Source organism: Borreliella americana, from assembly GCF_021043605.1.
GTDB lineage: Bacteria > Spirochaetota > Spirochaetia > Borreliales > Borreliaceae > Borreliella > Borreliella americana.
Genome location: NZ_JAJNFB010000001.1, coordinates 70,888 through 96,276 on the forward strand (window position 1 = coordinate 70,888; position 25,389 = coordinate 96,276).

The following is a 25,389-nucleotide window of genomic DNA, read 5'->3' on the forward strand; positions in this document are numbered from 1 at the left end:
ACAAAAATATGGCCAAAGATACGGGTAATTAGTATTAGTCAGCTTAATATATTACTATACTTACACTTCTAACCTATCAACCTGGTATTCTTCCAGAACCCTTAAAGGATATCTCATCTTGAGGAAGGCTTCCCACTTAGATGCTTTCAGCGGTTATCCTTTCCGAACGTAGCTACCCAGCACTTACCCCTGGCAGGATAACTGGTACACTAGAGGTTCGTCCATCTCGGTCCTCTCGTACTAAAGATAGCTCCTCTCAAATATCCAACGCTTGTGGCAGATAGGGACCAAACTGTCTCACGACGTTCTGAACCCAGCTCGCGTACCGCTTTAAATGGCGAACAGCCATACCCTTAGGACCTGCTCCAGCCCTAGGATGCGATGAGCCGACATCGAGGTGCCAAACCCTTCCGTCGATGTGAACTCTTGGGAAGGATAAGCCTGTTATCCCCGGAGTACCTTTTATTCGTTAAGTGACGGCGCTTCCACTTGCCACCGCCAGATCACTAAGACCTACTTTCGTATCTGTTCGACTTGTCAGTCTTACAGTTAAGCTACCTTATGCCTTTACACTTACAAAGTGATTTCCAACCACTCTAAGGTAACCTTTGCGCACCTCCGTTACTCTTTAGGAGGCGACCGCCCCAGTCAAACTACCCACCTGGCACTCTCCTCATATTTCTATAAGTTAGAAACCTAATTAAACAAGGGTGGTATTTCAAGATTGACTCCACTACCCCTAACGAGATAGCTTCAAAGTCTCCCACCTATCCTACACATATTTAATCAAATCTCAATACCAAGCTATAGTAAAGGTTCACGGGGTCTTTCCGTCTAACCACAAGTAATCGGCATCTTCACCGATACTTCAATTTCACCGAGCTCCACGTTGAGACAGCGTCCAAATCGTTACACCATTCGTGCGGGTCGGAACTTACCCGACAAGGAATTTCGCTACCTTAGGACCGTTATAGTTACGGCCGCCGTTTACTGGGGCTTAAATTCAATGCTTCGAATAAACTAACATCTCCTCTTAACCTTCCAGCACCGGGCAGGTGTCAGTCCCTATACTTCTCTTTACAGATTTGCAGAGACCTGTGTTTTTGGTAAACAGTCGTTTGGACCATTTTTATGCTACCTAATTGCTTAGGTCGTACTTATCCCGAAGTTACGTACGTATTTTGCAGAGTTCCTTAACGTGGATTCTCTCGCGCGCCTTAGAATTTTCATCCCACCTACCTGTGTCGGTTTGCGGTACGGTCCCTTATAGCCTAACCTTAGAAGTTATTTCTTGGCACCTTGACTACCTACATTTCATGCTACCTAAATAGCACTCATCATCACATCTTAGCTCTCTTAACGGATTTTCCTATCAAGATCATCACCTTAATGCTTAAACTAGGACAACCATCGCCTAGCAGTAGTTAACCTCATGCGTCACTCCATCGAAACTATAAGAGGTACGGGAATATTAACCCGTTTCCCATCGACTACACTTTTCAGCTTTGCCTTAGGGGCCGACTAACCCTGGGAAGACGACCTTTACCCAGGAACCCTTAGGTTTTCGGCGAATGGGAATCTCACCCATTTTTTCGTTACTCATACCTGCATTCTCGCTTCTGATACCTCCATCAAACTTTCCAGTTTAACTTCTCTGGCTTACAGAACGCTCCCCTACCATCTCAACTTTCGTTAAGATCCAAAGCTTCGGTAATGTGTTTAGCCCCGTTACATTATCGGCGCTTAAGTACTCGACCAGTGAGCTATTACGCACTCTTTAAAGGTATGGCTGCTTCTAAGCCAACCTCCTGGCTGTTTACGTACCTAAACCTCCTTTTCCACTTAACACATTTTTGAGACCTTAGCTGTTGGTCTGGGTTGTTTCCCTCTCGACTATGAACCTTATCGCCCATAGTCTCACTCCTATTCATCATTTAATAGCATTCGGAGTTTAACTGAGTTTGGTACCCTTTGACAGGCCCTAGCTCAATTAGTGCTCTACCTCTATTAAACTAAAATAAGGCTGAACTTAAATCCATTTCGGGGAGAACCAGCTATCTCCGAGTTTGTTTAGCCTTTCACTCCTATTCACAGCTCATCCCTGCCTTTTTAAACAGACTAGAGTTCGGCCCTCCACTTGGTTTTACCCAAGCTTCAGCCTGGCCATAAATAGATCACTCGGCTTCGGGTCTACCACATCTAACTAAATCGCCCTTTTAAGACTCGCTTTCGCTTCGACTCCAGCACTTCCATGCTTTAATCTTGCTAGACATGATAACTCGCAGGTTCATTATGCAAAAGGCACGCCATCACCGCAATAAATTACGGCTTTGACTGCTTGTAAGTCTACGGTTTCAGTTCTATTTCACTCCCCTCCCGGGGTTCTTTTCACCTTTCCCTCACGGTACTCTTCTCTATCGGTAGCTTTTTAGTATTTAGCCTTGGAGAGTGGTCTCCCCAGCTTCAAACAAGGTTTCTCGTGCCTCGTCCTACTCAGGAACATTTTAAAAAGATATTTACATTTAAATTACAGGACTATCACCTTCTTTGGTTAAACTTTCCAGATTATTCTTCTATATAAATATTTTGTAACTTTTTTGCTTATTACAGACTAAGCCTAAACGTCCTACAACCCCCTAAATGCAACGCTCTGCAACTTGACACATTTAAAGTTTGGGCTACTCCCTTTTCGCTCGCCACTACTAAGGGAATCTCTTTGATTTCTTTTCCTCAGGGTACTTAGATGGTTCACTTCCCCTGGTATCGCCTCTATTACTTGAATAATAGATAGCTAGCATCTTGCTAGCTGGATTACTCCATTCGGTAATCTTGGGATCAATAAATGTTTGCTTCTCCCCCAAGCTTTTCGCAGCTTACCACGACCTTCTTCGCCTTAAAGCTCCTAGGCATTCACCATAGACTCTTATTACTTTGACCATATTTTTATCTTCCATCTCTATTTTGCCAATTTGTTTATGCAACATAAAATAATATATATCTTTGTTTAATCCATGTCAATACTTATTCTAATATTTTAATAAATAAATTCACAAATATACATTACAAGTAAAAAATTTATATTTTAAATAGAAAACCCTGCTAAAAATAAATCAAATATATTAAATATATTAAATATTAAAATATAAATTATTAATATTTAATATTAAGCTCAAAAAAATTAATTAAAAACTTAGCAACACCATCCTCATTATTGCTAAATCTTGTTATTTCATTATTTGATAAATTAATTTTAAGAAATTCATTAGCATTTTTCATTACAACTCCCTTGCCAAGATATTTGAGCATCTCATAATCATTATTATTATCTCCAAAAGCCAAAACATCACACAACGGAATGTTTTCAAAAAAAGCAATATTTTTAATAGCATTATATTTGTTGGCATTAATATTGGTAACCTCTAATAAATCTTTAGAAGAAAAGAACACTCTTATGTCCTTAAAATCTTTACTCCTAATCTCATTGTCAAGTTTATTAAGAATTGCCAAATCGTCACAATAATAAACAATCTTAGAAACAGAATCAACGTTTAGTTTAGTCAAATCTCCAATAATAACATTTAAGCCCAAATCCTTAATAAAATGTTTCATAATGGGACTTTTAACATCTGCATTAGAATACCAAGTATCAAAAGCATAAAGATTGATATCAACACTGTCTGTATATATCTTGAGAATTTTTTGTGCTAAGCCATAACTCATTGCATGTCTAAAAATTAAATTTTCTTGCAAAAACACTTCAGCCCCATTGGCCGTTACAAGATAATTTTCATTAATACCAATTTCTTTTAATTGACTCCTAATATTTTTAACTTCAATCAATCTTCTGCCGGTTGCAATAATTATTTTAAAATCTTTCTCCAAAGCCAAAAGAACCTCAAGAGTTAAAAAGGCAATCTCATGATTATTGTTCAATAAAGTGCCATCAAGGTCAAAAACTAGCATTTTATATCTTTTATAATTAGAATTCATATATAAATCTCTCTTTTAAAGTATACTATCACAAATAATTTATTCTCAGTAAATTATTCCTAAAGCATAAAATAATCAAATTTGATAATATTATTTTTTAAAAAATTTTTAAAAAAATATATTTAAATGAAAATCAACGCCCTGAAACAAATTTGTTATCTTTGATATAAAATCTCCAAAGCTTGTTTATATCACTCTCTTGTGCATAATCAATATTGATTCTTTTTGAACAAACTATATTAAAATCTAGATTCAAACCTCTTTGTAAAAAAAGTTCATTATTCCCAATAAGATCAACTTTATTAAAAGTTAAATCAATGTTTAAAAATTTTGTAAGTTTTCCAGGACCATTAGTAAGAATAGTTTTCTCTCCCAATACTGGAGAAATAGGCTCTACACTTCTGATTAAAACAGATTGGGGACTATTTTTATTCGCAGTCACAATATTAAACATATAATGCATACCATATATTATATACACATAAGAATAGCCTCCTATGCTATACATAACATTTGTGCGATTTGTTATCTTCCCACCATAAGAATGACAAGCACTATCCGTTATCCCCATATAAGCTTCCGTTTCAACGATTCTGGTAACTATTTCCTCTTTGCCAATCTTTCTGATCAACAAATTACCAAGCAATAACTTTGCAACAGTAGTGGCATCTTGCAAAAAAAAATATCGATCCATAAACTCAATTTTAAAACAATATAATAATAATAAAAATTACTACCAAAACACATATGTAAAACATAAAAGCATATTGCCCAGAATAAAAATAAAAGCTTAAATCATTTAATCAACCAATAAATACATATTTTTAATAAATTCTTGGTTGATTAATAATTTTTTTAATTAAAAAGTTGAACTAATTAAGATTAAATCGGCTTATACGAAAATGCTAATCAAATTATAAACTATTGGGCATTGATAAATATATAAAAAATTATAAACTATATGCAATATCTCTTGTATCTTGAAAAGATATAAGAGATATTGACAAAGTCATAAGATTTAAATAAAATTTGAAAAGGATTGATATGCTTAAGGGATCATAGCTCAGGTGGTTAGAGCGCAGGTCTGATAAACCTGAGGTCGGATGTTCAACTCATCCTGGTCCCAATGTATTTTATCGTTTTAAATACTGAAGTACTACTTTAAGCTATAATTAATAAAAACATCAAAATTTTATTAAATTTCTATATTAAAGCATATACTAATTACTAGCGATTCCAACTTCATAGCATCGAGTACCAGGCAAATTCAAACTGAAATCTGATTTATGGTATTTTAATTGGCTTTTTTAGACTATTGCGGCAAAAGCTTATAATCTAGGGCACAAGAAACATGCTGATTTAGCCCAAACTTGGCTTTCCTCCAACTTATAATTAACAGTCTTGTCCAGAATATCCTTACATACTGGTAAAGATAACAAGGGTGACGGCTCGCTACAATGCTTACCCCCCCAACACCACAACTGGAAATCCACATCAATTCTTAACTAAAAGCTGGTAATAAATGTAGTTCGTTTATAGAATAGGCTGTTGGAAAATATAATACTGCTCAATCCTTGTACTATAGAGCAACAAATCCGCTTGTTATCAAAAGTTTGCCTTCGCTTCTAGGCATTCTTATTAATATCAACAGGCAGATCCCAACTTTAACCCAGAAATCTTAAATTACTCTGTTTTACATTCCAATAACTACTTTAATAAAAGTACTTGAAAGCATAATGAATCACAATTCAAGACACATGCCCAATGGAGGTTAAGGGACTCGAACCCTTGACCCTCGGCTTGCAAAGCCGATGCTCTAGCCAACTGAGCTAAACCCCCAAAATGATCTAAGCTTAAGTTTAATAAAACTCTTTAATGCCAACAATAAAAAATTTAACACACAAAATTTTTTAAACTTGCAAAAATAACATTGACTTTAAAAGTCCTTTTATCAAAAGAAAAGAATAGGGAAGAGTTAATGGAATTAGCCTTAGTTTATCTTTCTCTTAGAAAGGAGGTGATCCAGCCGCACTTTCCAGTACGGCTACCTTGTTACGACTTCACCCCCCTCACTAAACATACCTTAAATACCTTCCTCCCTTACGGGTTAGAATAATAGCTTCGGGTATCCTCAACTCGGGTGGTGTGACGGGCGGTGTGTACAAGGCCCGAGAACGTATTCACCGTATCATTCTGATATACGATTACTAGCGATTCCAACTTCATGAAGTCGAGTTTCAGACTTCAATCCGGACTGAGACCTGCTTTATGCGTTTTGCTTCACATCACTGTTTCGCTTCGCTTTGTACAGGCCATTGTAGCACGTGTGTAGCCCAGGACATAAGGGCCATGATGATTTGACGTCATCCTCACCTTCCTCCGACTTATCACCGGCAGTCTTATCTGAGTCCCCACCATTACATGCTGGTAACAGATAACAAGGGTTGCGCTCGTTGCGGGACTTAACCCAACACCTCACAGCACGAGCTGACGACAACCATGCAGCACCTGTATATAGACCCCAAACGGGGAATAATTATCTCTAACTATATCCTATATATGTCAAGCCCTGGTAAGGTTCCTCGCGTATCATCGAATTAAACCACATGCTCCACCGCTTGTGCGGGCCCCCGTCAATTCCTTTGAGTTTCACTCTTGCGAGCATACTCCCCAGGCGGCACACTTAACACGTTAGCTTCGGTACTAACTTTTAGTTAACACCAAGTGTGCATCGTTTACAGCGTAGACTACCAGGGTATCTAATCCTGTTTGCTCCCTACGCTTTCGTGACTCAGCGTCAGTCTTGACCCAGAAGTTCGCCTTCGCCTCCGGTATTCTTCCTGATATCAACAGATTCCACCCTTACACCAGAAATTCTAACTTCCTCTATCAGACTCTAGACATATAGTTTCCAACATAGCTCCACAGTTGAGCTGTGGTATTTTATGCATAGACTTATATATCCGCCTACTCACCCTTTACGCCCAATAATCCCGAACAACGCTCGCCCCTTACGTATTACCGCGGCTGCTGGCACGTAATTAGCCGGGGCTTATTCATAAATTAACGTCATCACTTTGTCATTTCCTACAAAGCTTATTCCTCATTTATAAAAGAATTTTACAATCTTTCGACCTTCTTCATTCACGCAGTGTCGCTCCGTCAGGCTTTCGCCCATTGCGGAAGATTCTTAGCTGCTGCCTCCCGTAGGAGTCTGGACCGTATCTCAGTTCCAGTGTGACCGTTCACCCTCTCAGGCCGGTTACTTATCATCGCCTTGGTAGGCATTTACCCTACCAACTAGCTAATAAGACGCAGACTCATCTACAAGCGAAGCTTTAAAGGCTTCCTTTCATCAATTAACAAATTAATTGACCTCATTCGGTATTAGCTACTATTTCTAATAGTTATCCCCATCTCATAGGTAGATCATCCACGCGTTACTCACCCGTTCGCCACTGAATGTATTGCTACATCCCGTTTGACTTGCATGCTTAAGACGCACTGCCAGCGTTAGTTCTAAGCCAGGATCAAACTCTTCGTTATTCTTATATTTTTTTATTTAAAAAAATTAACAGGTTTTGTTTATTCTTTTGGCTTTTAACCTTACTTAACTCTTCCCTTCTCTCATCTTCCAATAATCATTTCAACCTTTAATACTGTAACAAAAGAAGAATCATATTGTCAATACCTTTGCATTATTTTATTAATATAAAATATAAAAAATAAATTTTTATTAATAAAGCACGATAAAAACATTAACAACCACACTTTTCATTAACAGGTAAAGTTGTAAAAATTTTTTTTAATTTATTTCCCAATTTAGCTTTTAAATAATCAAAAAAGGTTCTGAAATTTTCATTATCTCCTTTAAACTTAATCCACAATTCTTTAAAGGTTAATATTCCCTCCCCAAGGTCCTTGTAATTAGAAAAAGCAGCAGTACAATCACTATACATTAAATTATAAAAATCAGAATCTTGTTTATCTTTAAAAAAATCTATACTTGGTATTTTTTTGGCAAAGGCAAATCCTCTTTCATAGGCCGTACCTGCATCAACATAGTTAACCAAGGCTAAAACAATATCGCTACTAACTAGCTCTTTTAAATCTATTTCTCTTATCTTCTCTCTTATATCTCTATTTGCAAACCTATAATCAACCTTCTCGAGCAATCCCATCTTTTTGACAGCATGATGCTCTGGAGAAAATACATCTAAATTAAACTCTTCAAGAAATTTTAAAACCTCATCCCTTAGTTTAATTTCCTCTTCCTTAAAAAATGGAGAAGCTAAATAAATCTTCATAAAAACCCCTATCAAAATTCAAGTATAACACAATAAATCAATCGGGTAAAATCAACAATAAATAAATTTTTGAAATCTAGGTAGAAAATATTTACTATGAACGATTTCTGCTGACTAAAATAGTAAACTCTCCTTTAATCTTCTCCTTGCTCGATTCAAAATACTTTTTCAATTCTAATGGTTTGCCAATTTGATATTCTTCATAAATTTTTGTCATCTCGCGACCAATAAGAACCTTCGCATCTAAACTAACAGAAGAAATTTCAACAAGTAATTTTAAAATTCTATGACTAGATTCAAGCAGAACAAAAGCATCTCCCCTTTTGTATAGCTCAGCAATTCTTTTAAATCTTTTAAGACCTTTGTTGGGCAAAAATCCCTCAAAAAAAACTGATTTATCTCTAAAAGGATTAACACTTACAATTGTATTAAAAGAACTTACTCCAGGAATTGGACAAACTTTGTATCCATCTCTAAAAGCAGCAGCAACTAATAAGCTACCAGGATCACTAAGCCCCGGAGTACCAGCATCACTAACAAAAGCAACAGAATTTCCTTTTGACAAATAATTCAATAGCAAGTCTATCTTCTTACTTTCTGTTACGGAATTACAAGAAATCATTTTTTTATTAATTTTATATCGCAACAAAAGCTTGCTAGTGACTCTCGTATCTTCTGCAAAGATAACATTTACCGATTTTAAAACATCAATTGCTCTATAGGTAATATCTTCTAAATTGCCTATTGGCGTACCAACAATATATAACACAGCTCCCTCTAATGCCTCCAAACACAAAAATAAATAAAATATATTAAAAGCATTTTTATTAATGACAAAAGTCTAAAACCCCTTATTCATCAAATACAAGAATAAGACATAAGTTATATTGTATATGTCTATCAAAATGCTTGCTTTTGTATTACATTTAGTTATATCATTAAGTATTAACGATTAAAAGCTGAAAGAAAGGTAAAATTTATGTTTGCATTAATTAGAAAAATATTTATGATCTATTTTCTATGCATTACTCTTGCAGGTTTTGCTATGATTTTTATTGACAGCAGATTTACCGAACAACCCGATGCCAAAGAAAATCAAAGCAAAATTAATCAACATACAATCGAGCCCAATTTAATCATGTTTACATCTTCCATAGGAGGATTTTTGGGTGTTTATGCTGGAATTTGGATTTTTAATTACGATAAAAGCAATTTTTACCTAAATTGGGGAAATTTAATAATATTAATATACAACATAGCCCTAATTATCACTGTATACTCAAAGTCACATAATTAGCTAAAACATACCCAATTATTTTCATACTTTATAAATTATTAACTATAATGCCTCTTTTAATCATATACTTATAAACCTCTTCAGGATTTTCTAAGCTTTCAATCAAGCTTTCTGCCCTGTCATTTATTTTTTCTACCAATTTTTTATAAGTCACTTTTATTCCTCTGCTTTCTAAAAAATCCTTTGCTGGTTGAGAAACAACCCCGGCTTGAACATTTTGAAGCCCTATATTATAAATAATAACGGCTGCTGCCTTGCCCACGACTTTATCATAAATTTCAAGCCCTTCTTTATTCTGGATATACTTATTGATAAAATTATCTACTTCTAAAAGAGGCTTCAATCCTCTTTCCATGTTAGAATAAAGTATTTTATGATCTTTAAATAACCTTAATGTTGGATTCAAGCCTGATATCATTTTTACCTCTTTTCTGGATATCTCTAACAATCAATAATAAAAACAAACACTATTAATAATATACATAAACAATAAATACTGCAATATCTAAAAAGATAGTATACTTACGTTATATGATATTTGTGCCAAAAAACAATAATAATTCTAAAATTGAAATAAAGAAATCCATCTTTGTTTCATATATTTTTAATATTGAAAAAAAATACGATATAAATAAAACTATTAAAAAATACAAAATAAAATTTAAAAATGCTACGCACGTGGTTTATGGATTTAGAATCGGAAACAAGAATTCATTTCTAAATGGAATGAGTGATGACAGAGAGCCTAATTTAACAGCAGGGAAACCTACATTGGATGCAATAATAAACAACAATTTAACTGATACCTTAATAATCACATTACGATATTTTGGAGGAACTTTACTTGGAAGAGGGGGATTAATCAAAGCATATTACAACTCTGCCAAAGAAGTTATTAATAATACATCCATAATAGAAAAAGAGGAACTAGAAACTTTAAGCTTAAATTTAACTTACAGCCAATACAATGCACTATTAAAAATGAAAAATAGACTTGAAATAGAAATAATAGATTCAAACTTTTTAAACAAAATAAACACTTCAATTAAATTCAAAACAAAAAATAAAAAAAAAATATCGGAATTTTTTATAGAAAATGGCTTAATTCAAGAAATTTTAAATTTTAATATAGAATAATATGCATGTCAAATAATCAAATATTTAAAAACTAATTTAAAGTATTATTATTTTTATCATTTATGCTTTAAAATATAAAAACAAAACTAAATAAAAAGAGACAATTTATATGAAAATAATATCTGTAATCAATCAAAAAGGAGGCGTAGGAAAAACCACAAGCGCCATTAATATTTCTTATTCAATGACCCTGCTTGATAAAAAAATTCTTCTAATAGATATTGATTCACAAGGAAACTCTACTAGCGGCACAAACACCTCAGAGCATATAGCCGTAAACTCAAGTTATGAACTTATTAGTAAAAAAATAAAGGTTACCCCTTTAAATCATTTTAAATTAGACATAATTCCTTCTAGTATTAAATTGGCTTTGCTCGAAAAAGAATTAATAAATGAACTTTCAAGAGAAAATTTTTTAAAAAATGCATTAAAACTGTATGAAAAAGATAAATATGATTTTATTATTATCGACTGCCCTCCCGCACTTTCAATATTAACTATAAACGCCCTTATTGCAAGCAATTACTTGTTAATACCAATTGAAACGGAATTTTTTGCATTTGAGGGCATAAATCAACTAATAGATACAATAAATACTGTGAAGCAAATAAATGAAAATTTAGAGATTGCGGGTGTTTTTATAAATAAATACGACATAAGGAATAAAAGTAAAGAAAAATATGTAAGCTCGTTAAAAAAAGTTTTTAAAGAAAAGCTTTTAAATACAAAAATAAGGAAAAATATAACTATTTCGAAATCTCAAGAAGCAAAAATGCCTGTATATGAATATGATAAAGAAAGCAATGCTGCAAAAGATTTCTTAGAGCTCTCAAAAGAGATAATAAACAAAATTAAGGAATAATTATGTCTGATAATTTAGAAACTTTAATGTTTCTAATGGGTAAAAAATTAGAAACATCTTCAAACAATTCGGAAAATATTGAAAAAAAAGAAATTATTTCGATCGAAAAAAAAGAATTCGACTACAATAAACTAGATAAAGATATTTCTGAGTTCTTAAAAAAAAAGCAATATGAGATTTTCAATATTTTTAACAACACTTATACAAAAATTGGAAAAATACTCAAAGATGTTCAAGAGAAATTAAAAGGAAATAATCAATATAACGGGCTTTTTTATCGGTGGTTTAAAAGCATGGGATTTAAAAAAGATAAGGTTTACTCCTTAATATCAAGATACAATCTGCTTATCGAAAATTCCGACAAGCGGCTAACTATAGAAAAATTGCCTTTATCATTATCATATGAAATATCTAAAAAATCTTGTCCCCCTATTTTAAAAACCGAAGTTCTAAATGGAAAAATAAATTCTTTAAAAGAATTTAAAATTGTTTATAAAAAAAGTTTTAATTTAAAAGATTCACGCAAATCATTACTTAATAAAAACGAAAAATATGAAAATGACATAAAAGAAACACTGGATTTTATATTAAAAAATATAAAAGAATTTAAAAATATCGAATTTAACAAATTAAGACAAGACAACTTGAAATTATTGTTTCATTCTATTTTAGAAATAAAGAAAAAAATAAATTATATTAAAAATAATTCTATCTAAATTTATAACTGAAACAATAAGAATATATAAAATATATTCTTATTGTTTGTTTTTTAAATATTATTTTTTTGCTTTTAAATTTAACTACAAATAAAAAATATAGACTTTGTCTTTCATTTAAAGCTCAATTTTTAAAAAATTAAACAATTTTAAAACAAGTTTGAAAAATTTATGTATTGTGACAAATGCCTAGAAATAAAAACTCTTATAAAATTAAGAAAATATATTTTGCAATCTTTAAATTATAAAAATAATTTAGCTACTATGGCCAAAAAAGGAAACAATCCTTTTTAAATCACTCGAAGTAAAATACTCTATCTCTATTTTACCTTTATTTTGATTCCCTTTAATATCTATTTTTGTTTGAATTTTATCAAATAGAAATTCTTTTATAGTGTTTAAAAAAGGATCTTGTTCTAGTTCTCTTTTTTTTACTATGGATTTTGAAAAATTTTTAACATATTTTTCTGCATCCCTTACAGAAATTTTTTTTTTAAGTATCATTAAATAAAGATTATACCTGTCTTGTCTATCTTTTAAGGATAAAATAACTTTAGCATGCCCAAAAGAAATTTCTTTCCTATGTATTGCATTTAATATTTCTTGCTCAAGATCTAAAATCCTAACTAAATTTGAAATATAGGTCCTACTTTTGCCAATTTTTTCAGACAAATCCTTTTGAGTTAAAGAATATTTATTCATTACATTTTTATAGGCATAAGCCTCCTCAACAGGAGTAAAATTTTCTCTTTGAATATTTTCAACCAAGGGCATAAAATCTCTATAGGATTCTTTTATTTTAACCTCGATAACAGGAATATTTGTCATCTGAATAAGCTTAGCAGCCCTAAACCTTCTTTCTCCTACTATTATTTTATATCTATCATTTGCTTTACAAACAATCAAAGGTTGCAAAATTCCATTTTCTTTGATGGAAATACTTAGTTCTTCTAATTCAACAAGACTAACAGATTTCCTTGGCTGATCATTATCAATATCTAAAAGATGAATATCTATCATTTTAAAAACTCCATCCATATTATCAGAACCTCCTACAACACAAAATTTTACCAGGTTATAATATCGAATTACAATTTAAAAATAAAAAAAGGATGTTCCACGTGGAACATCCTTAAATAAAAAAATCAATTCTTTATTTAATAAATTTTGAAACAGAAATCAAGCTATCATTATCAAGAAATAATACTTGAATTCCTCTAGCATCTTTACCTTGTTCAGATACTTTTCCAGCTACTGTTCTTAAAGCTTTTGAACGTTTACTTACAAGCAAGATTTCATCATCCTCTGAAACTGCTATAGCATCAACAACACTACCCGCCTTTTTATCAGATTTTTTATAACTAGTATAACCAGTGGCTCCTCTTTTAAGCTCAGATATTTTAGACATACTTAACCTTTTGCCATACCCATTTTCAGAAACAATCAAAAGGTAGGGATTTTCTCTAACCGCCAAAGCTTTAACAAACAAATCACCTTCTTTTAATTTCATTCCACAAACACCTTGGGTACCTCTATTAGTAAGCCTAACATCCCTTGAATTAAATATAAATGCACTACCCTTTTTAGAAAGACAAATTACTTTTTCATCCTTAAAAACAATCTCTGCACTCGTAACAAAATCTTTATCATTAAGTTTAATAACAATAACACCTCGTGACTTTACTGCTTTAAAATCTGTAGATTCAAATCTAGCTATCTTTCCACTTGCAGTTGTAAGCAACAAATAAGCATCATCAGTAAAATCCTTACTATTCTTAATAGTTAATATTTCTTCTTGATCTCCCAAATTAATAAGATCACTAATATTTTGACCTTTTGAAGCTCTTGAAGAATCTTTTATTTCATAAGCATTGATTAAATAAAGCTTTCCTTCATTTGAAATCATAAACAAATAATCATGAGTATTGACACACAAAGCAATAACAATTTCATCTCCATCATTTAGATCAAACGAACTAAGACCTTTTCCTCCCGTACCTTGCAATTTATACTCATTTTGTGAAAGTCTTTTAAGAAAACCTTTCTTTGTAAGCATAACAACAATATTTTCTTTTTGCATTAAATCCGACATACTAGTTTTTAAAACCTCCTCATCATAAATTATTTTAGTTCGACGTTCATCGCCAAATTTCAAACCTAAATTAATAGTTTCTTCTTTTATAATATTAATAATCCTTGCTGGATTCAAGAGAATATCTTCATAATCTTTTATTAAGCCTAACAACACATTAAGCTCCTCTTCAAGCTTAAAAAGCTCAAGAGCTGTAAGTTTTTGTAACTTCATATCAAGAACTGAATTGGCCTGAATATCTGAAAGACCAAAATTTAAAACAAGCTTCTCTTTTGCATCTTTTGCTAATTTAGATGATTTAACAATCTTAATAACCTCATCTATATTATTTAAAGCAATATTTAATCCCTCAAGAACATGCGCTTTCTCTTTTGCCTTTTTTAAGTCAAATTCAATACGTCTTTCGATAATATTTTTTCTATGCTCAATAAATTCAAATAATAATTCTTCTAAATTTAACTGTTTGGGAATACCATTGACAAGAGCTAAATTATTTATACTAAAATGCTTTTTAAATTCAGTATATTCATAAAGCAAGTTCATAATAATATGAGGATCAAATCCTCTTTTGACTTCAAGAACTATTCTAATGCCTTCTCGATCAGATTCATCTCTTATGTCTAAAAGTCCTTCCAACTTTTCTTCTTTTGCTAAAAACGCAACTTTCATAAGAAGTGTAGATTTATTTACCGTATAAGGTATTTCTGTAACAATTATAGCATTTCTATCTTCTGTTCTTTCTTCAATATGATATCTTGCCCTAATGACAACACTTCCCTTGCCAGTTTTGTATGCTTTAATTAAATTATCATTATAAACAATCTCTCCAAAAGTTGGAAAATCGGGACCTTTAACTATCTTAAGCAAATCAAATATAGAGGCATTCTCGTTATCCAACATATAAACAATAGCATCACAAATTTCCCTTAAGTTATGAGGTGCCATATTAGTAGCCATTCCAACAGCAATTCCACTAGAGCCATTTACCAAAAGAAATGGAAATAATGCGGGCATAATCTCAGGCTCACTTAAAGAATCATCATAATTAGACTTAAAATTAACAGTCTCTTTGTCTATATCCTTAACAATATATTCAGTTATTTTTTCCATTTTAGCTTCAGTATATCGCATAGCAGCAGGAGGATCTCCGTCAATAGATCCAAAATTTCCCTGCCCCCGTATTACAGGATATCTAAGTGAAAAATCTTGAGCAAGTCTTACAAGAGCATCATAAATTGATTGATCTCCATGCGGATGATATTTCCCAAGAACATCTCCCACTATTCTACCAGCTTTTTTAAAAGCTTTATCAGAATGAAGTCCCATCTCATACATAGAATAAAGTATTCTCCTGTGAACTGGCTTAAGACCATCTCTTACATCTGGAAGGGCTCTGGAAACAATAACTGACATTGCATAATTTAAATAAGACGTTTTTATTTCATCTTCTATCTTAACATTTAATATTTGTTCTTTATTTTCTCCAACTGCCATTAACTCTCCAATTACACATCAAGATTAATTACATTAAGTGCATTCTGTTCAATAAATTCTTTTCTAGGCTCAACCAAATCTCCCATAAGAGTAACAAAAGTTTTTTCAGCTTCAATAGCATCATCTATATTCATCAACCTCATTTTTCTTCTAGCAGGATCCATAGTCGTTTCCCAAAGCTGCGTTGGATTCATCTCCCCAAGCCCTTTATATCTCTGAAGAGAAATACTATTGCGATTTTTAGTTTCAATAGAATCTAAAAATTTTTCTTTTTCTTTCTCTTCATAAAAATAATAAATACGATTGTCATACTTTATTTTATAAAGAGGAGGCATGGCTATATATATATATCCATTTTCAATTAAATCTCTCATATATCTAAAGAAAAAAGCTAAAAGCAAAGTTCTAATATGAGATCCATCGACATCAGCATCAGCCATAATAATGATCTTGTGATAACGAAGTTTTTTAATATCAAAAGTTTTACCAACTCCTGCACCAAGAGATGCAATTATGGGAATAAGCTTATCATTGGTAATTACCTTATCTTCTCTTGTTTTCTCAACATTAAGCATTTTCCCCCATAATGGCAAAATGGCCTGAAAAAATCTATTTCTACCCATTTTAGCACTTCCTCCTGCAGAATCACCCTCTACAATATAGATTTCTCTTTCTAAAGGATTTTTAGAGGCACAATCAGCCAATTTTCCAGGCAATGCCAAGCTTTCAAATGCATTTTTTTTTCTTTCTGATTCTCTTGCTTTTCTTGCAGCTTCACGAGCACGAGCAGCTTTTATTGCTTTTCCTAGAATAGTATCTATCTCTAAAGGATTTAAATTAATAATTTCCAATAACTGCTCATACACAACAACCTCAACTATTTTTCTTATCTCAGAATTACCAAGCTTACTCTTCGTTTGACCCTCAAATTGAGGTTCTGGAACTTTGACAGAAATAACAGCCGTAAGCCCCTCTTTAAAATCATCTCCCGTAAGATTTGGAATATCTTTTTTGCTAATTTTTGAATTTTTAAAAACTTCATTCATAGCCTTAGTAAGTCCACTTTTAAAACCCATAACATGAGTCCCCCCTTCTCTTGTATTAATATTATTAACAAAAGAAAGAATATTGTCTGAATAGCTTTCTGTCCATTTAAGTCCCACATTAACAATAACATCATTAATAAAACCGTCAATATAATAGGGTTCTGATTGAAAAACTTTACTGTCATTGGTTAAATAATCTACAAAAGATTTTATTCCACCCTCAAAATAAAATTTTGAAGATTTTTCTTTACCAATTCTTTTATCTTCAATTGAAACGTGTATTTTATCATTCAAAAAAGCAAGTTCTTTAAGCCTTTTTTCAAGAACATCAAAATTATAATCTAAAGTTTCAAAAATTTCAGAATCCGCTAAAAAAGTAACTTTGGTTCCTGTAACAGAAGATTCTCCCACAACTTCTACTTTAGAGGTTGGAATACCTTTTGAAAAAGTTTGCCTAAAAATTTTCCCATCTCTATTAACATAAACCTCTAAAAACGATGACAGCGCATTTACAACCGAAATTCCAACGCCATGAAGCCCCCCAGAAACTTTATAAGTACCTTTATTAAACTTGCCACCAGAATGTAATTTTGTTAAAACAAGTTCAAGGGCACTAATACCCTCTTCTTCATGAATATCGGTAGGAATCCCTCTCCCATTATCAATTACGGTTATAGTATTATCTAAATTTATAATAACATCTACTCTATCACAAAACCCAGCTAAAGCCTCATCAATGCTATTGTCAACCACCTCATAAACCAAATGGTGCAACCCATTAACAGAAACAGAGCCTATATACATACCAGGCCTTTTCCTAACAGCCTCAAGTCCTTTTAAAACTTGAATGTTACTAGCAACATAATTCATAAACCTTCCATTCATTTAATCAAAATCTAGACACAAATAAATTTTACATTAAAAAAAAAATAATATCTATTATATATAAAGTACTAAAAACTTTTAAAAATTCACAAACAATTTAGATAGAATCCTAATTTAACATTATACTATATAATGTTAAAAGTATAGTGCTAAAACCAACAAGGACAAAAAATGGAAAAATCGAAAAATATATGGAGCTTGATTTTAACAGAAATAAAAAAAGAACTATCAGAAGAAGAATTTTATGTCTGGTTTGAAAATTTGTACTTTTTAGAATCAACAGGAGACAATATTAAAATATCTACTCCAAATTTATTTCATAAAAATCAAATAGAAAAAAGATTTACAAAAAAAATTAAAGAAATCCTCACAAAAAATGGCTACAATAATGTAGTCATTGTATTTACAAGTCAACCACCCAAAATTCATTACAACAGACAAGAAAGCAAAAAAACGGCTTTTAACGAAACTTTTCCCAATTTCGACAAGCTCAAAGAAAAAGCACTCTCCAAAGAACCAATCCAAAGTATTCAAGATCGTATAAAAATGTACATCAAAAAAGAAGAAGAGCCAACAAATTTTAAAAACCCCTTTCTTAAAAAAAGATATACATTTGAAAATTTTATCATAGGGCAAAACAATAAGCTTGCATACAATGCCAGCTTGTCAATCTCAAAAAATCCTGGAAAAAAATATAATCCATGTCTAATTTATGGCGGGGTTGGGCTTGGAAAAACACATTTGCTTCAAAGCATAGGAAATAAAACAGAAGAACTACATCATAACCTTAAGATATTATATGTTACTGCCGAAAATTTTTTAAATGAATTTGTAGAAAGCATAAAAACACATGAAACAAAAAAATTTAAAAAAAAATACAGATATTTAGACATGCTACTTATAGACGATATTCACGACTTACAAAAAAAAGAGGGGATACAAGAAGAGCTTTTTCACACATTTAATGCTCTTTATGAAGACAATAAACAATTGGTATTTACGTGTGACCGCCCTCCTTCTGAGCTTACAAATTTTACAGATCGATTAAAAAGTAGATTCACAAGGGGACTAAATGTTGATATATCAAAACCCAATTTTGAACTCAGAGTAGCTATTGTTGAAAAAAAAGCAGAAGAGGATGGAATAAATGTCCCTAAAAATATTCTAAATTTGGTTGCTCAAAAAGTTACAACCAATGTAAGAGACCTTGAAGCTGCTGTAACAAAACTAAAAGCATATATAGATTTAGACAATATAGAAATTGACATTGACATCGTTGAAAAAATAATCAAAGAAATAATAATTTACGAAAAAGAAACAACCAATGAACAAAGTAATAAAATTAATATCGAAAATATAAAAAAAATACTCTTAAGAGAGCTGGAAATTACACACAAGGATATTGAAGGGCATAGCAAAAAACCAGAGATAACAAAAGCTCGGCATATTTATGCATACCTTTTAAGGAATTTTACAGAGCTATCAACAGTTGAAATTGGGAAAATTATTGGAGGGAAAACCCATTCAACAGTGCTTTATTCAATAAATAAAATAGATAGAGACAGAAATAATGATAAAGAAATTAACAATTTAATCACAGAACTTATGAACAAAATAAAAAAAAACTAAACTTAATTGAAAAATCAAAAATTCTTTTAAACAATTGAAACAAATAATTTATCAAAAAAATAACAAAAAACAACATATAATTAAACAAGATATTTCATTGCACTACATAATATTAAATACAATTAAACAATCAAACAAGGACTTACTACTATTACTACTATATATCTAATATCTATAAAAATTAAAAATTCAAAACCTATAAAATCTTTCAAAAACAAAATGTAATACAATATATAAGGAGGCATTATGCTACATAACACATTTTTTATTTGCGAAACAAATCAAATTATAGATGAAATAGAAAAAGCAAAGGGAATAATATTGAACAGGAATATGAATGATATTTGGAGTGCATTGTTAATGGAGGTAAAAAAATCCAATCTCATAATCAAATCAACAGACAGAAATATATTTTTTGAAAGCACAATTTCAATTGTCTCAAAAGCAGACTTTAAAGTATTAATTAATGCTTCAAATTTCTGTGACGCAGTAAAGGCATTCAGTTTTTATAAGAAAATCAAAATAATTTTTAATGAGAACAACAGTAAATTGGAAATTATGGGAGAATTAAAAGATGAAAAAGAAGAATATGAAGATTATTTAAAAGAACCCACTTTTTCATACGAAGAAATAGAGAATTATAACCATGATATGCTTAATGAAGATTACACTTTTGAAATTGAAGTAAAACAAAAATCTTTTAAAAAGGTAATAAATAGAATAGCTTTTTCAGCACATTTTGATGAATCCAAGAATGTACTAAATGGTGTTTATTTTTCAAAAGATGAAGATTCTAAATTACTGCTTGTTGCCACTAATGGTCACAGAATGTCTATTTGTAAAACGGAAGTTATAGTTGAAGAAGATATAAATTTTATAGTTCCTGTAAAAATATTTAATTTCTTAAAACATCTTATGTCAGGAGAAGGGGCAGTTAAAATAAAGTCTTCGGATAAAAAATTTTATGTTGAGTTTGATAATTATAAAATAGCTTGCAGTCTAATTAATGGTAATTATCCAGATTACAAAAGTATTATACCCAAAGAACAGAAAAATAAATCTTTAGTTTCGCTAAGCATTCTAAAAGATAGACTTGCTAGAGTAAATTTATATGTTGATAAGTCAAGAAAGTTGGTTTTAACTTTTTCTGAGCTGCAATTAAAACTTCTTGGAGAAGATTTGATTACTGGAAGAAAGGGTGAATTTTTTATTAAAGATCCTAACTATCTGTATGATGGAGAAAATGAGGTCATGGCTATTAATATTTCGTATTTTGTTGAAGCTATTAGCGTTTTTGAAACTTCAAAGATAGAAATACAATTTAATTCGGGCAATGTATTAAAATTGAGTGAACCTGAAAATTTTAATTTTACGCACTTGATAATGCCGATGTCTTTAGGTTAAGGTGAATTATTGATGCTATTTTGAATATTAAAATAAGCTTTTCCAGGTTTATTTAATATTGTTTTTTGCATTGTGATATAAGAAATTGTTATGAATGATTCCACTTTTAAAAAAATGGGCAATCTTCTTAAAGATTATTTAGAATCTAATTTGCTTGCTAATAAAAAAATAAGTTCAAAATTATTGATTGCTGATAAATGGAATCAGGTTTTTGAGGATTTATCAGACGATGTAAAATTTTTAGATTTTAAAAATGAGAAAATCCTTTTTCTTGAGGTCAGCAATTCAAGTATTTTGTATAGTATATCAATCAACAAATCAAAGATAATAAATTTAATAAAAGAATTAACAGGCATTAAAATAATAGATATAAAGGTTTTGGTAAGGTAATTATTATTGACAATTGCATTTATATGCTATACCATGGTATTGTTCAATTTGTAGCTTGGCAGCATAAAATTGTTTTTAATGGAGGAGCTTTTTGAAAAGAACTTATCAACCTAGCCGTGTTAAAAGAAATAGAAAATTTGGTTTTAGAACTAGAATGAAAACTAAAGGTGGAAGACTTGTTCTTTCAAGGCGAAGGGCAAAAGGAAGAATGAAATTAACTGTTTCTGATGAGAAAAAGAAATATTAGTTTAAAATCAAAAATAGAAATTCAAAAAATTTTCAAAGAAGGCAATCTGATTAGGTTTAGCAATCTTAATCTTAAAATGTTCTATAAATCAAATCATTTGGTTTATTCTAGAATTCTTGTTACCTTTTCTAAAGGTTTTAGAGGATCTGTTAAAAGGAATCGCATTAGAAGACTTTTTAAAGAAGCTTTTAGAAAAAGATTAGAATTGTTAGAAGGTGTCGCTTTGGATATTATTTTTGTAGTTTCTTACGGCAAGTTAACTTTGACTTATTTTGGTATTGAATCTCTTATGAAAAGTTTGGTTTTAAGGTGTGAAAGGGGCATAAGTGAATCAAAGTAGAAGAATTTTAAGGACAGTTTATTTGTCTTTATTTTTAATAGGTCTTTTTATGCTTATTAATGATATTTTTTCTTCAAACATTTTAAGTTCTAAGTCTTCTGACATGGAAGTGCAGTTTGATTTAAACAAAAGTTTTGATGATAATGAGATGTTGTCAAGTAAAAGCAATAGCTTTAATTTGATTAATAAGTCTCAAAATATTGTTGTAGAAACAGGGATATATGTTGTTACTTTTTCTACATTTAGAGGAAATTTGGTTTCATTAAAGCTTAAAAATCATTTAAATTTGGAAAAAAATCCTACAGATTTGATTAATATTGATTACAAAAATGAAACTTTTTTTGATGTTAGTTTTGACTATTTAGTAGAGGATTTGTTTTTATATAAAAAGATAGATGATTTTAATCATGAATTTAAAGCTTATTTTAAAAATAATGGTAAAACTTATGAATATGTAAAGAAATATACATTTTCGAAAAAAAATGAGTACTTGATTAAATTTAAAGTTACTGTAAATGGTATTGAGGATTATAACTTATTTGACGTTGATTCTTATAAAATTATTTTTAGCTCTGAAATTGAAAGGCTGAGCGATAAAGCAAAGCTACAATATAATAATTATTTGTCTCAAATAATTTATTATGATAATAAGCTTAAATATGGTAAAGATGGTCTAAGGATTAGCAATCCTAGATGGATTGGTTCTAGTACTAAGTATTTTGGAGTGTTAGTTTTTAAAGAAAATATGGAAGTTGAATTTAAGAAGGAAAGAGGAATTCTTAAATCGTTTATTATTAATAATGTTAGAAATAAAAAAAATATTAACGACGAGGTTTTTATTTACGCTGGGCCTAGGGATAATAGGTATCTAGACGTTTTTGACAAGAGCAGTGACAATACCTTTGGTTTATCTGATATTTCTTTTGGAATGTCAGTGGAAAAGAGTTTGTGGTATTTGATCCAAGTTCCCATGCAAATGGTAATGCAAGTTTTTTATGATGTTATACCTAATTGGGGACTTTCAATTATTTTTTTGACAATTGTTGTTAGGATACTTATATTTCCTTTGACATTTAAGGGATTTAGAGCCACTGCAGAGCTTTCCAAGCTTCAACCTAAGATGAAGGAGCTTCAAGTAAAGTTTAAGCATAATCCTAAAAAGTTGAATGAAGAGATGGGAAGGCTTTATAAGGAAGAAGGAGTTAATCCTCTTGGGGGGTGTTTTCCTGTGATTTTACAGCTTCCTATATTTTTTGCTCTTTATTCACTTGTAAATAATTTATTTTTATTAAGAGGAGCTAGTTTTATCCCAGGATGGATTGATGATTTATCTATCGGTGACAGTGTATATCATTTTGGATATAAGCTTTATTTTGTTTCTTGGACCGATATTAGAATTTTGCCTTTTATTATGATGTTTACTCAATTGGGATCTACAATTGTTAGTTCTAATATGGATTTAAAAAATCTTGGAGCGCAGCAGAAGTTTTTATATTTTGGAATGCCTATTATGTTTTTTTTCATACTTTACAATATGCCATCAGGGCTTTTAATATATTGGATTACAACAAATATTTTTACTATTTTGCAACAATACTATATAAAGATGCATTTGTCTTAAAGGGGGAATAATTATGAGCTATGAATTTTACGGAAAAACCGAACAAGAAGCAATAAAGAAAGCAATGAGAGATCTAGAATTAAAAGAAGGTGAGTTTGATGTAGAAATTTTAGATAAAGAAAGGGTTGGATTTTTATTTAAGAAAGAAATGATTAAAATAAGAGTTTCTCCTCATGTAAAGGAGGTTAAAAAAGGCGGTTTTGAAATTAAAATTGGTGATGAAATTTGTGATAAAATTTTGGAATTTGTAAAAAAAATGCTAATTAAAATGGGATATTCTGTACATTTGACAATAGAGCCCAAAGAGGGTGGATATGTTAAGGTTTCTATTGAAACAGATAGTCCAAATATTTTGATTGGACGAGAGGGTAAAAATTTAGATTCTTTGCAGCTTTTAACAAATGTTTATGCCTCTAAGCTTATTGGTGAAAATGGTGCTTCTAATAGGGTTATATTGGATATTGGAGACTATAGAGAACGATTTAAATCTAGGTTTATTAATTTGGCAATAAATTCTTTTCATAAGGTCAAAAGAACCAGGCGCTCTATTTTGTTGCCATCAATGAATCCTTTTGAAAGGAGGATTGTTCATACAACTTTAAATCGTTATAGTGACATAAAAACTGAAAGTGAGGGAGATGGAAATATGAAAAGAATAAGAGTTTCTTATGTTAGAAATAATAAGTGTAGTATCAACAATTCTCGCAGTTATCAGAGAAGAGATATTGGTTTTAAAAAATAGATTAATGGTGTTACTTTGTATTGAATTTTAAAAGAGGAATAATAGTATGAAGATTTTTTTAACCGGAATTGCGGGGTTTATTGGATTTCATGTAGCTAAAAAGCTTGTAGAAGAAGGGCATGAAGTTTTGGGTATAGACGTATTAAATGATTATTATGATCCCAAATTTAAGCATGAAAGGTTAGAAGCTTTAGGGTTTTGCTCTAAGGATGTCAAAACTCCTAATAAGATTATTAAGAGTGGAAAATATAATAATTTATCTTTCGCTTATATTGATATCCTAAATAAGGACAAGCTACTAGAACTTTTTAAAGATCATAAGTTTACACATGTTTGCCATTTGGCCGCTCAAGCGGGCATTAGAGATAGTCTTGAAAATCCTGATAGCTATGTTTCAATAAATATTGTTGGGTTTTTTAATGTTTTGGATGTATGTAGAGTTTATAAAGAAAATATTGAGCATTTTGTTTATGCTTCAACGTCATCGGTTTATGGCATAAATGAAAATATGCCGTCTAGTGAAGATTCTATTACTGATCACCCTTTAAATTTATATGCAGCTAGTAAAAAATCTAATGAGATGATGGCTCATGCTTATAGCGCATCTTTTAATATTCCCACAACAGGGCTTAGATTTTTTACAGTTTATGGGACTTATGGAAGACCCGATATGGCTTTATATTTATTTTCAGATGGAATTAAAAATGGCAAATCCATTAATATTTTTAACAATGGTAATATGGCTAGAGATTTTACATATGTGAGTGACATTGCGGACGGTGTTTATAAAGTTTTAAAAAATCCGGCTAAGAGTGATTGTCGCTTTGACGTTAAAAATCCAAATTCGTCAACCTCTTCTTTTCCTTACAGAATATACAATATAGGAACCGGACACGCAACTAAACTACTAGATTTTATTAGCGAGCTTGAATCAAATTTTGATAAAAAGGCCTTAAAAAATTATATGCCTATGCAAAAAGCAGATGTTGTAGAAAGTTGTTGTGATATTTTGAAGCTTAAAAATGACGTTGGATATGAAGCTAAAATTTCTATTAAAGAAGGAATAAAAGAATTTTCACAGTGGTATAAAATGTTAGAGTCTACCAAGAATGTTTGATTTTAAACTTTTTATGCAAAATAATAGATTTTTAATAAATTTTATGTTTATTTTGGGGTTTAATATTTATTTA

Annotated in this window: 20 protein-coding genes, 2 tRNA genes and 2 rRNA genes; 13 read left to right on the top strand and 11 right to left on the bottom strand. The window is 30.9% G+C overall.

Annotated features, from left to right (window positions below; translation table 11 throughout):
* Positions 1–8 precede the first annotated feature (8 nt).
* The 3 genes from LRB30_RS00315 to LRB30_RS00325 all read right to left on the bottom strand — a co-directional run bounded on the left by LRB30_RS00315 (position 9) and on the right by LRB30_RS00325 (position 4,684).
* A 23S ribosomal RNA gene (locus LRB30_RS00315) occupies positions 9–2,937 on the bottom strand.
* Positions 2,938–3,150: 213 nt separating this feature from the next.
* Positions 3,151–3,990: a Cof-type HAD-IIB family hydrolase gene (locus tag LRB30_RS00320; RefSeq protein WP_231014523.1), complete on the bottom strand. Its 840-nt coding sequence runs from the start codon at positions 3,988–3,990 to the stop codon at positions 3,151–3,153.
* A 133-nt stretch (positions 3,991–4,123) separates the two neighbouring features.
* A complete protein-coding gene (locus tag LRB30_RS00325; protein ID WP_231014522.1) occupies positions 4,124–4,684 on the bottom strand; it encodes a DNA-3-methyladenine glycosylase in 561 nt (186 codons plus the stop codon).
* 358 nt (positions 4,685–5,042) lie between these two features.
* On the opposite strand from LRB30_RS00325, the gene LRB30_RS00330 reads away from it, so the two are divergent.
* Positions 5,043–5,116, top strand: a tRNA-Ile gene (locus LRB30_RS00330).
* Between the two features lie 639 nt (positions 5,117–5,755).
* On the opposite strand, the gene LRB30_RS00335 is transcribed toward LRB30_RS00330, so the two are convergent.
* The 4 genes from LRB30_RS00335 to rsmI all read right to left on the bottom strand — a co-directional run bounded on the left by LRB30_RS00335 (position 5,756) and on the right by rsmI (position 9,087).
* Positions 5,756–5,829, bottom strand: a tRNA-Ala gene (locus LRB30_RS00335).
* Positions 5,830–6,000: 171 nt separating this feature from the next.
* Positions 6,001–7,536: ribosomal RNA gene (locus LRB30_RS00340) — 16S ribosomal RNA — on the bottom strand.
* Positions 7,537–7,748: 212 nt separating this feature from the next.
* Positions 7,749–8,297 carry a 2'-deoxyribosyltransferase gene (locus LRB30_RS00345; RefSeq protein ID WP_231014521.1) on the bottom strand — a complete coding sequence of 183 codons (549 nt, stop codon included), beginning with the start codon at positions 8,295–8,297 and terminating at the stop codon, positions 7,749–7,751.
* A gap of 94 nt (positions 8,298–8,391) precedes the next feature.
* The gene (gene rsmI, locus LRB30_RS00350) at positions 8,392–9,087 is read right to left on the bottom strand and encodes a 16S rRNA (cytidine(1402)-2'-O)-methyltransferase (RefSeq protein ID WP_231032095.1); all 696 of its coding nucleotides are present in this window, start codon (positions 9,085–9,087) and stop codon (positions 8,392–8,394) included.
* A gap of 189 nt (positions 9,088–9,276) precedes the next feature.
* Here rsmI and LRB30_RS00355 point away from each other — a divergent pair, with 189 nt between their 5' ends.
* The gene (locus LRB30_RS00355) at positions 9,277–9,594 is read left to right on the top strand and encodes a hypothetical protein (RefSeq protein WP_231014519.1); all 318 of its coding nucleotides are present in this window, start codon (positions 9,277–9,279) and stop codon (positions 9,592–9,594) included.
* A 28-nt stretch (positions 9,595–9,622) separates the two neighbouring features.
* On the opposite strand, the gene LRB30_RS00360 is transcribed toward LRB30_RS00355, so the two are convergent.
* Positions 9,623–10,012 carry a DUF1893 domain-containing protein gene (locus LRB30_RS00360; RefSeq protein ID WP_008882668.1) on the bottom strand — a complete coding sequence of 130 codons (390 nt, stop codon included), beginning with the start codon at positions 10,010–10,012 and terminating at the stop codon, positions 9,623–9,625.
* 113 nt (positions 10,013–10,125) lie between these two features.
* Here LRB30_RS00360 and LRB30_RS00365 point away from each other — a divergent pair, with 113 nt between their 5' ends.
* The 3 genes from LRB30_RS00365 to LRB30_RS00375 all read left to right on the top strand — a co-directional run bounded on the left by LRB30_RS00365 (position 10,126) and on the right by LRB30_RS00375 (position 12,309).
* Positions 10,126–10,731 carry a YigZ family protein gene (locus LRB30_RS00365; protein ID WP_231014518.1) on the top strand — a complete coding sequence of 202 codons (606 nt, stop codon included), beginning with the start codon at positions 10,126–10,128 and terminating at the stop codon, positions 10,729–10,731.
* A 109-nt stretch (positions 10,732–10,840) separates the two neighbouring features.
* Positions 10,841–11,593 carry a ParA family protein gene (locus tag LRB30_RS00370; RefSeq protein ID WP_231014517.1) on the top strand — a complete coding sequence of 251 codons (753 nt, stop codon included), beginning with the start codon at positions 10,841–10,843 and terminating at the stop codon, positions 11,591–11,593.
* A 2-nt stretch (positions 11,594–11,595) separates the two neighbouring features.
* The gene (locus tag LRB30_RS00375; protein ID WP_231018602.1) at positions 11,596–12,309 is read left to right on the top strand and encodes a hypothetical protein; all 714 of its coding nucleotides are present in this window, start codon (positions 11,596–11,598) and stop codon (positions 12,307–12,309) included.
* A gap of 255 nt (positions 12,310–12,564) precedes the next feature.
* Here LRB30_RS00375 and LRB30_RS00380 read toward each other — a convergent pair whose 3' ends face one another.
* The 3 genes from LRB30_RS00380 to gyrB all read right to left on the bottom strand — a co-directional run bounded on the left by LRB30_RS00380 (position 12,565) and on the right by gyrB (position 17,811).
* Positions 12,565–13,347 carry a ParB/RepB/Spo0J family partition protein gene (locus tag LRB30_RS00380; protein ID WP_231013888.1) on the bottom strand — a complete coding sequence of 261 codons (783 nt, stop codon included), beginning with the start codon at positions 13,345–13,347 and terminating at the stop codon, positions 12,565–12,567.
* A 115-nt stretch (positions 13,348–13,462) separates the two neighbouring features.
* Complete coding sequence (gyrA, locus tag LRB30_RS00385) at positions 13,463–15,895, bottom strand: DNA topoisomerase (ATP-hydrolyzing) subunit A (protein ID WP_231013889.1); 2,433 nt, start codon at positions 15,893–15,895, stop codon at positions 13,463–13,465.
* 11 nt (positions 15,896–15,906) lie between these two features.
* The gene (gyrB, locus tag LRB30_RS00390; protein ID WP_231013890.1) at positions 15,907–17,811 is read right to left on the bottom strand and encodes a DNA topoisomerase (ATP-hydrolyzing) subunit B; all 1,905 of its coding nucleotides are present in this window, start codon (positions 17,809–17,811) and stop codon (positions 15,907–15,909) included.
* A gap of 186 nt (positions 17,812–17,997) precedes the next feature.
* Here gyrB and dnaA point away from each other — a divergent pair, with 186 nt between their 5' ends.
* From dnaA to LRB30_RS00430, 8 genes are all read left to right on the top strand, one after another.
* Entirely contained in the window at positions 17,998–19,455 is a 1,458-nt protein-coding gene (gene dnaA / locus LRB30_RS00395) for a chromosomal replication initiator protein DnaA (RefSeq protein ID WP_231013891.1), read from the top strand.
* 246 nt (positions 19,456–19,701) lie between these two features.
* Positions 19,702–20,859, top strand: a complete 1,158-nt coding sequence (gene dnaN, locus LRB30_RS00400; protein WP_231013892.1) for a DNA polymerase III subunit beta — start codon at positions 19,702–19,704, stop codon at positions 20,857–20,859.
* Positions 20,860–20,949: 90 nt separating this feature from the next.
* Positions 20,950–21,249 (top strand): hypothetical protein, encoded by a 300-nt coding sequence (locus LRB30_RS00405; protein WP_231013893.1) that lies wholly within the window; start codon positions 20,950–20,952, stop codon positions 21,247–21,249.
* A 91-nt stretch (positions 21,250–21,340) separates the two neighbouring features.
* Positions 21,341–21,496 carry a 50S ribosomal protein L34 gene (gene rpmH, locus LRB30_RS00410; RefSeq protein ID WP_231013894.1) on the top strand — a complete coding sequence of 52 codons (156 nt, stop codon included), beginning with the start codon at positions 21,341–21,343 and terminating at the stop codon, positions 21,494–21,496.
* On the top strand, positions 21,477–21,836 hold the full coding sequence (gene rnpA / locus LRB30_RS00415) for a ribonuclease P protein component (protein ID WP_231013895.1): 360 nt from the start codon (positions 21,477–21,479) through the stop codon (positions 21,834–21,836). Before rpmH ends, rnpA begins: the two co-directional genes overlap by 20 nt.
* Positions 21,823–23,457 carry a membrane protein insertase YidC gene (yidC, locus tag LRB30_RS00420; RefSeq protein WP_231013896.1) on the top strand — a complete coding sequence of 545 codons (1,635 nt, stop codon included), beginning with the start codon at positions 21,823–21,825 and terminating at the stop codon, positions 23,455–23,457. Before rnpA ends, yidC begins: the two co-directional genes overlap by 14 nt.
* A gap of 13 nt (positions 23,458–23,470) precedes the next feature.
* Positions 23,471–24,199: a Jag family protein gene (locus LRB30_RS00425; protein ID WP_231013897.1), complete on the top strand. Its 729-nt coding sequence runs from the start codon at positions 23,471–23,473 to the stop codon at positions 24,197–24,199.
* Positions 24,200–24,245: 46 nt separating this feature from the next.
* Positions 24,246–25,316 (top strand): NAD-dependent epimerase, encoded by a 1,071-nt coding sequence (locus tag LRB30_RS00430; protein ID WP_231013898.1) that lies wholly within the window; start codon positions 24,246–24,248, stop codon positions 25,314–25,316.
* Positions 25,317–25,389 lie beyond the last annotated feature (73 nt).

Excerpts from the sequence above, each read along its gene's own strand:
- LRB30_RS00320 (WP_231014523.1), bottom strand. The coding sequence starts at position 3,990 with ATGAATTCTAATTATAAAAGATATAAAATGCTAGTTTTTGACCTTGAT.
- LRB30_RS00325 (WP_231014522.1), bottom strand. The coding sequence starts at position 4,684 with ATGGATCGATATTTTTTTTTGCAAGATGCCACTACTGTTGCAAAGTTA.
- LRB30_RS00345 (WP_231014521.1), bottom strand. The coding sequence starts at position 8,297 with ATGAAGATTTATTTAGCTTCTCCATTTTTTAAGGAAGAGGAAATTAAA.
- LRB30_RS00355 (WP_231014519.1), top strand. The coding sequence starts at position 9,277 with ATGTTTGCATTAATTAGAAAAATATTTATGATCTATTTTCTATGCATT.
- LRB30_RS00360 (WP_008882668.1), bottom strand. The coding sequence starts at position 10,012 with ATGATATCAGGCTTGAATCCAACATTAAGGTTATTTAAAGATCATAAA.
- LRB30_RS00365 (WP_231014518.1), top strand. The coding sequence starts at position 10,126 with ATGATATTTGTGCCAAAAAACAATAATAATTCTAAAATTGAAATAAAG.
- LRB30_RS00370 (WP_231014517.1), top strand. The coding sequence starts at position 10,841 with ATGAAAATAATATCTGTAATCAATCAAAAAGGAGGCGTAGGAAAAACC.
- LRB30_RS00375 (WP_231018602.1), top strand. The coding sequence starts at position 11,596 with ATGTCTGATAATTTAGAAACTTTAATGTTTCTAATGGGTAAAAAATTA.
- LRB30_RS00380 (WP_231013888.1), bottom strand. The coding sequence starts at position 13,347 with ATGGATGGAGTTTTTAAAATGATAGATATTCATCTTTTAGATATTGAT.
- gyrA (WP_231013889.1), bottom strand. The coding sequence starts at position 15,895 with ATGGCAGTTGGAGAAAATAAAGAACAAATATTAAATGTTAAGATAGAA.
- gyrB (WP_231013890.1), bottom strand. The coding sequence starts at position 17,811 with ATGAATTATGTTGCTAGTAACATTCAAGTTTTAAAAGGACTTGAGGCT.
- dnaA (WP_231013891.1), top strand. The coding sequence starts at position 17,998 with ATGGAAAAATCGAAAAATATATGGAGCTTGATTTTAACAGAAATAAAA.
- dnaN (WP_231013892.1), top strand. The coding sequence starts at position 19,702 with ATGCTACATAACACATTTTTTATTTGCGAAACAAATCAAATTATAGAT.
- LRB30_RS00405 (WP_231013893.1), top strand. The coding sequence starts at position 20,950 with ATGAATGATTCCACTTTTAAAAAAATGGGCAATCTTCTTAAAGATTAT.
- rnpA (WP_231013895.1), top strand. The coding sequence starts at position 21,477 with ATGAGAAAAAGAAATATTAGTTTAAAATCAAAAATAGAAATTCAAAAA.
- LRB30_RS00425 (WP_231013897.1), top strand. The coding sequence starts at position 23,471 with ATGAGCTATGAATTTTACGGAAAAACCGAACAAGAAGCAATAAAGAAA.
- LRB30_RS00430 (WP_231013898.1), top strand. The coding sequence starts at position 24,246 with ATGAAGATTTTTTTAACCGGAATTGCGGGGTTTATTGGATTTCATGTA.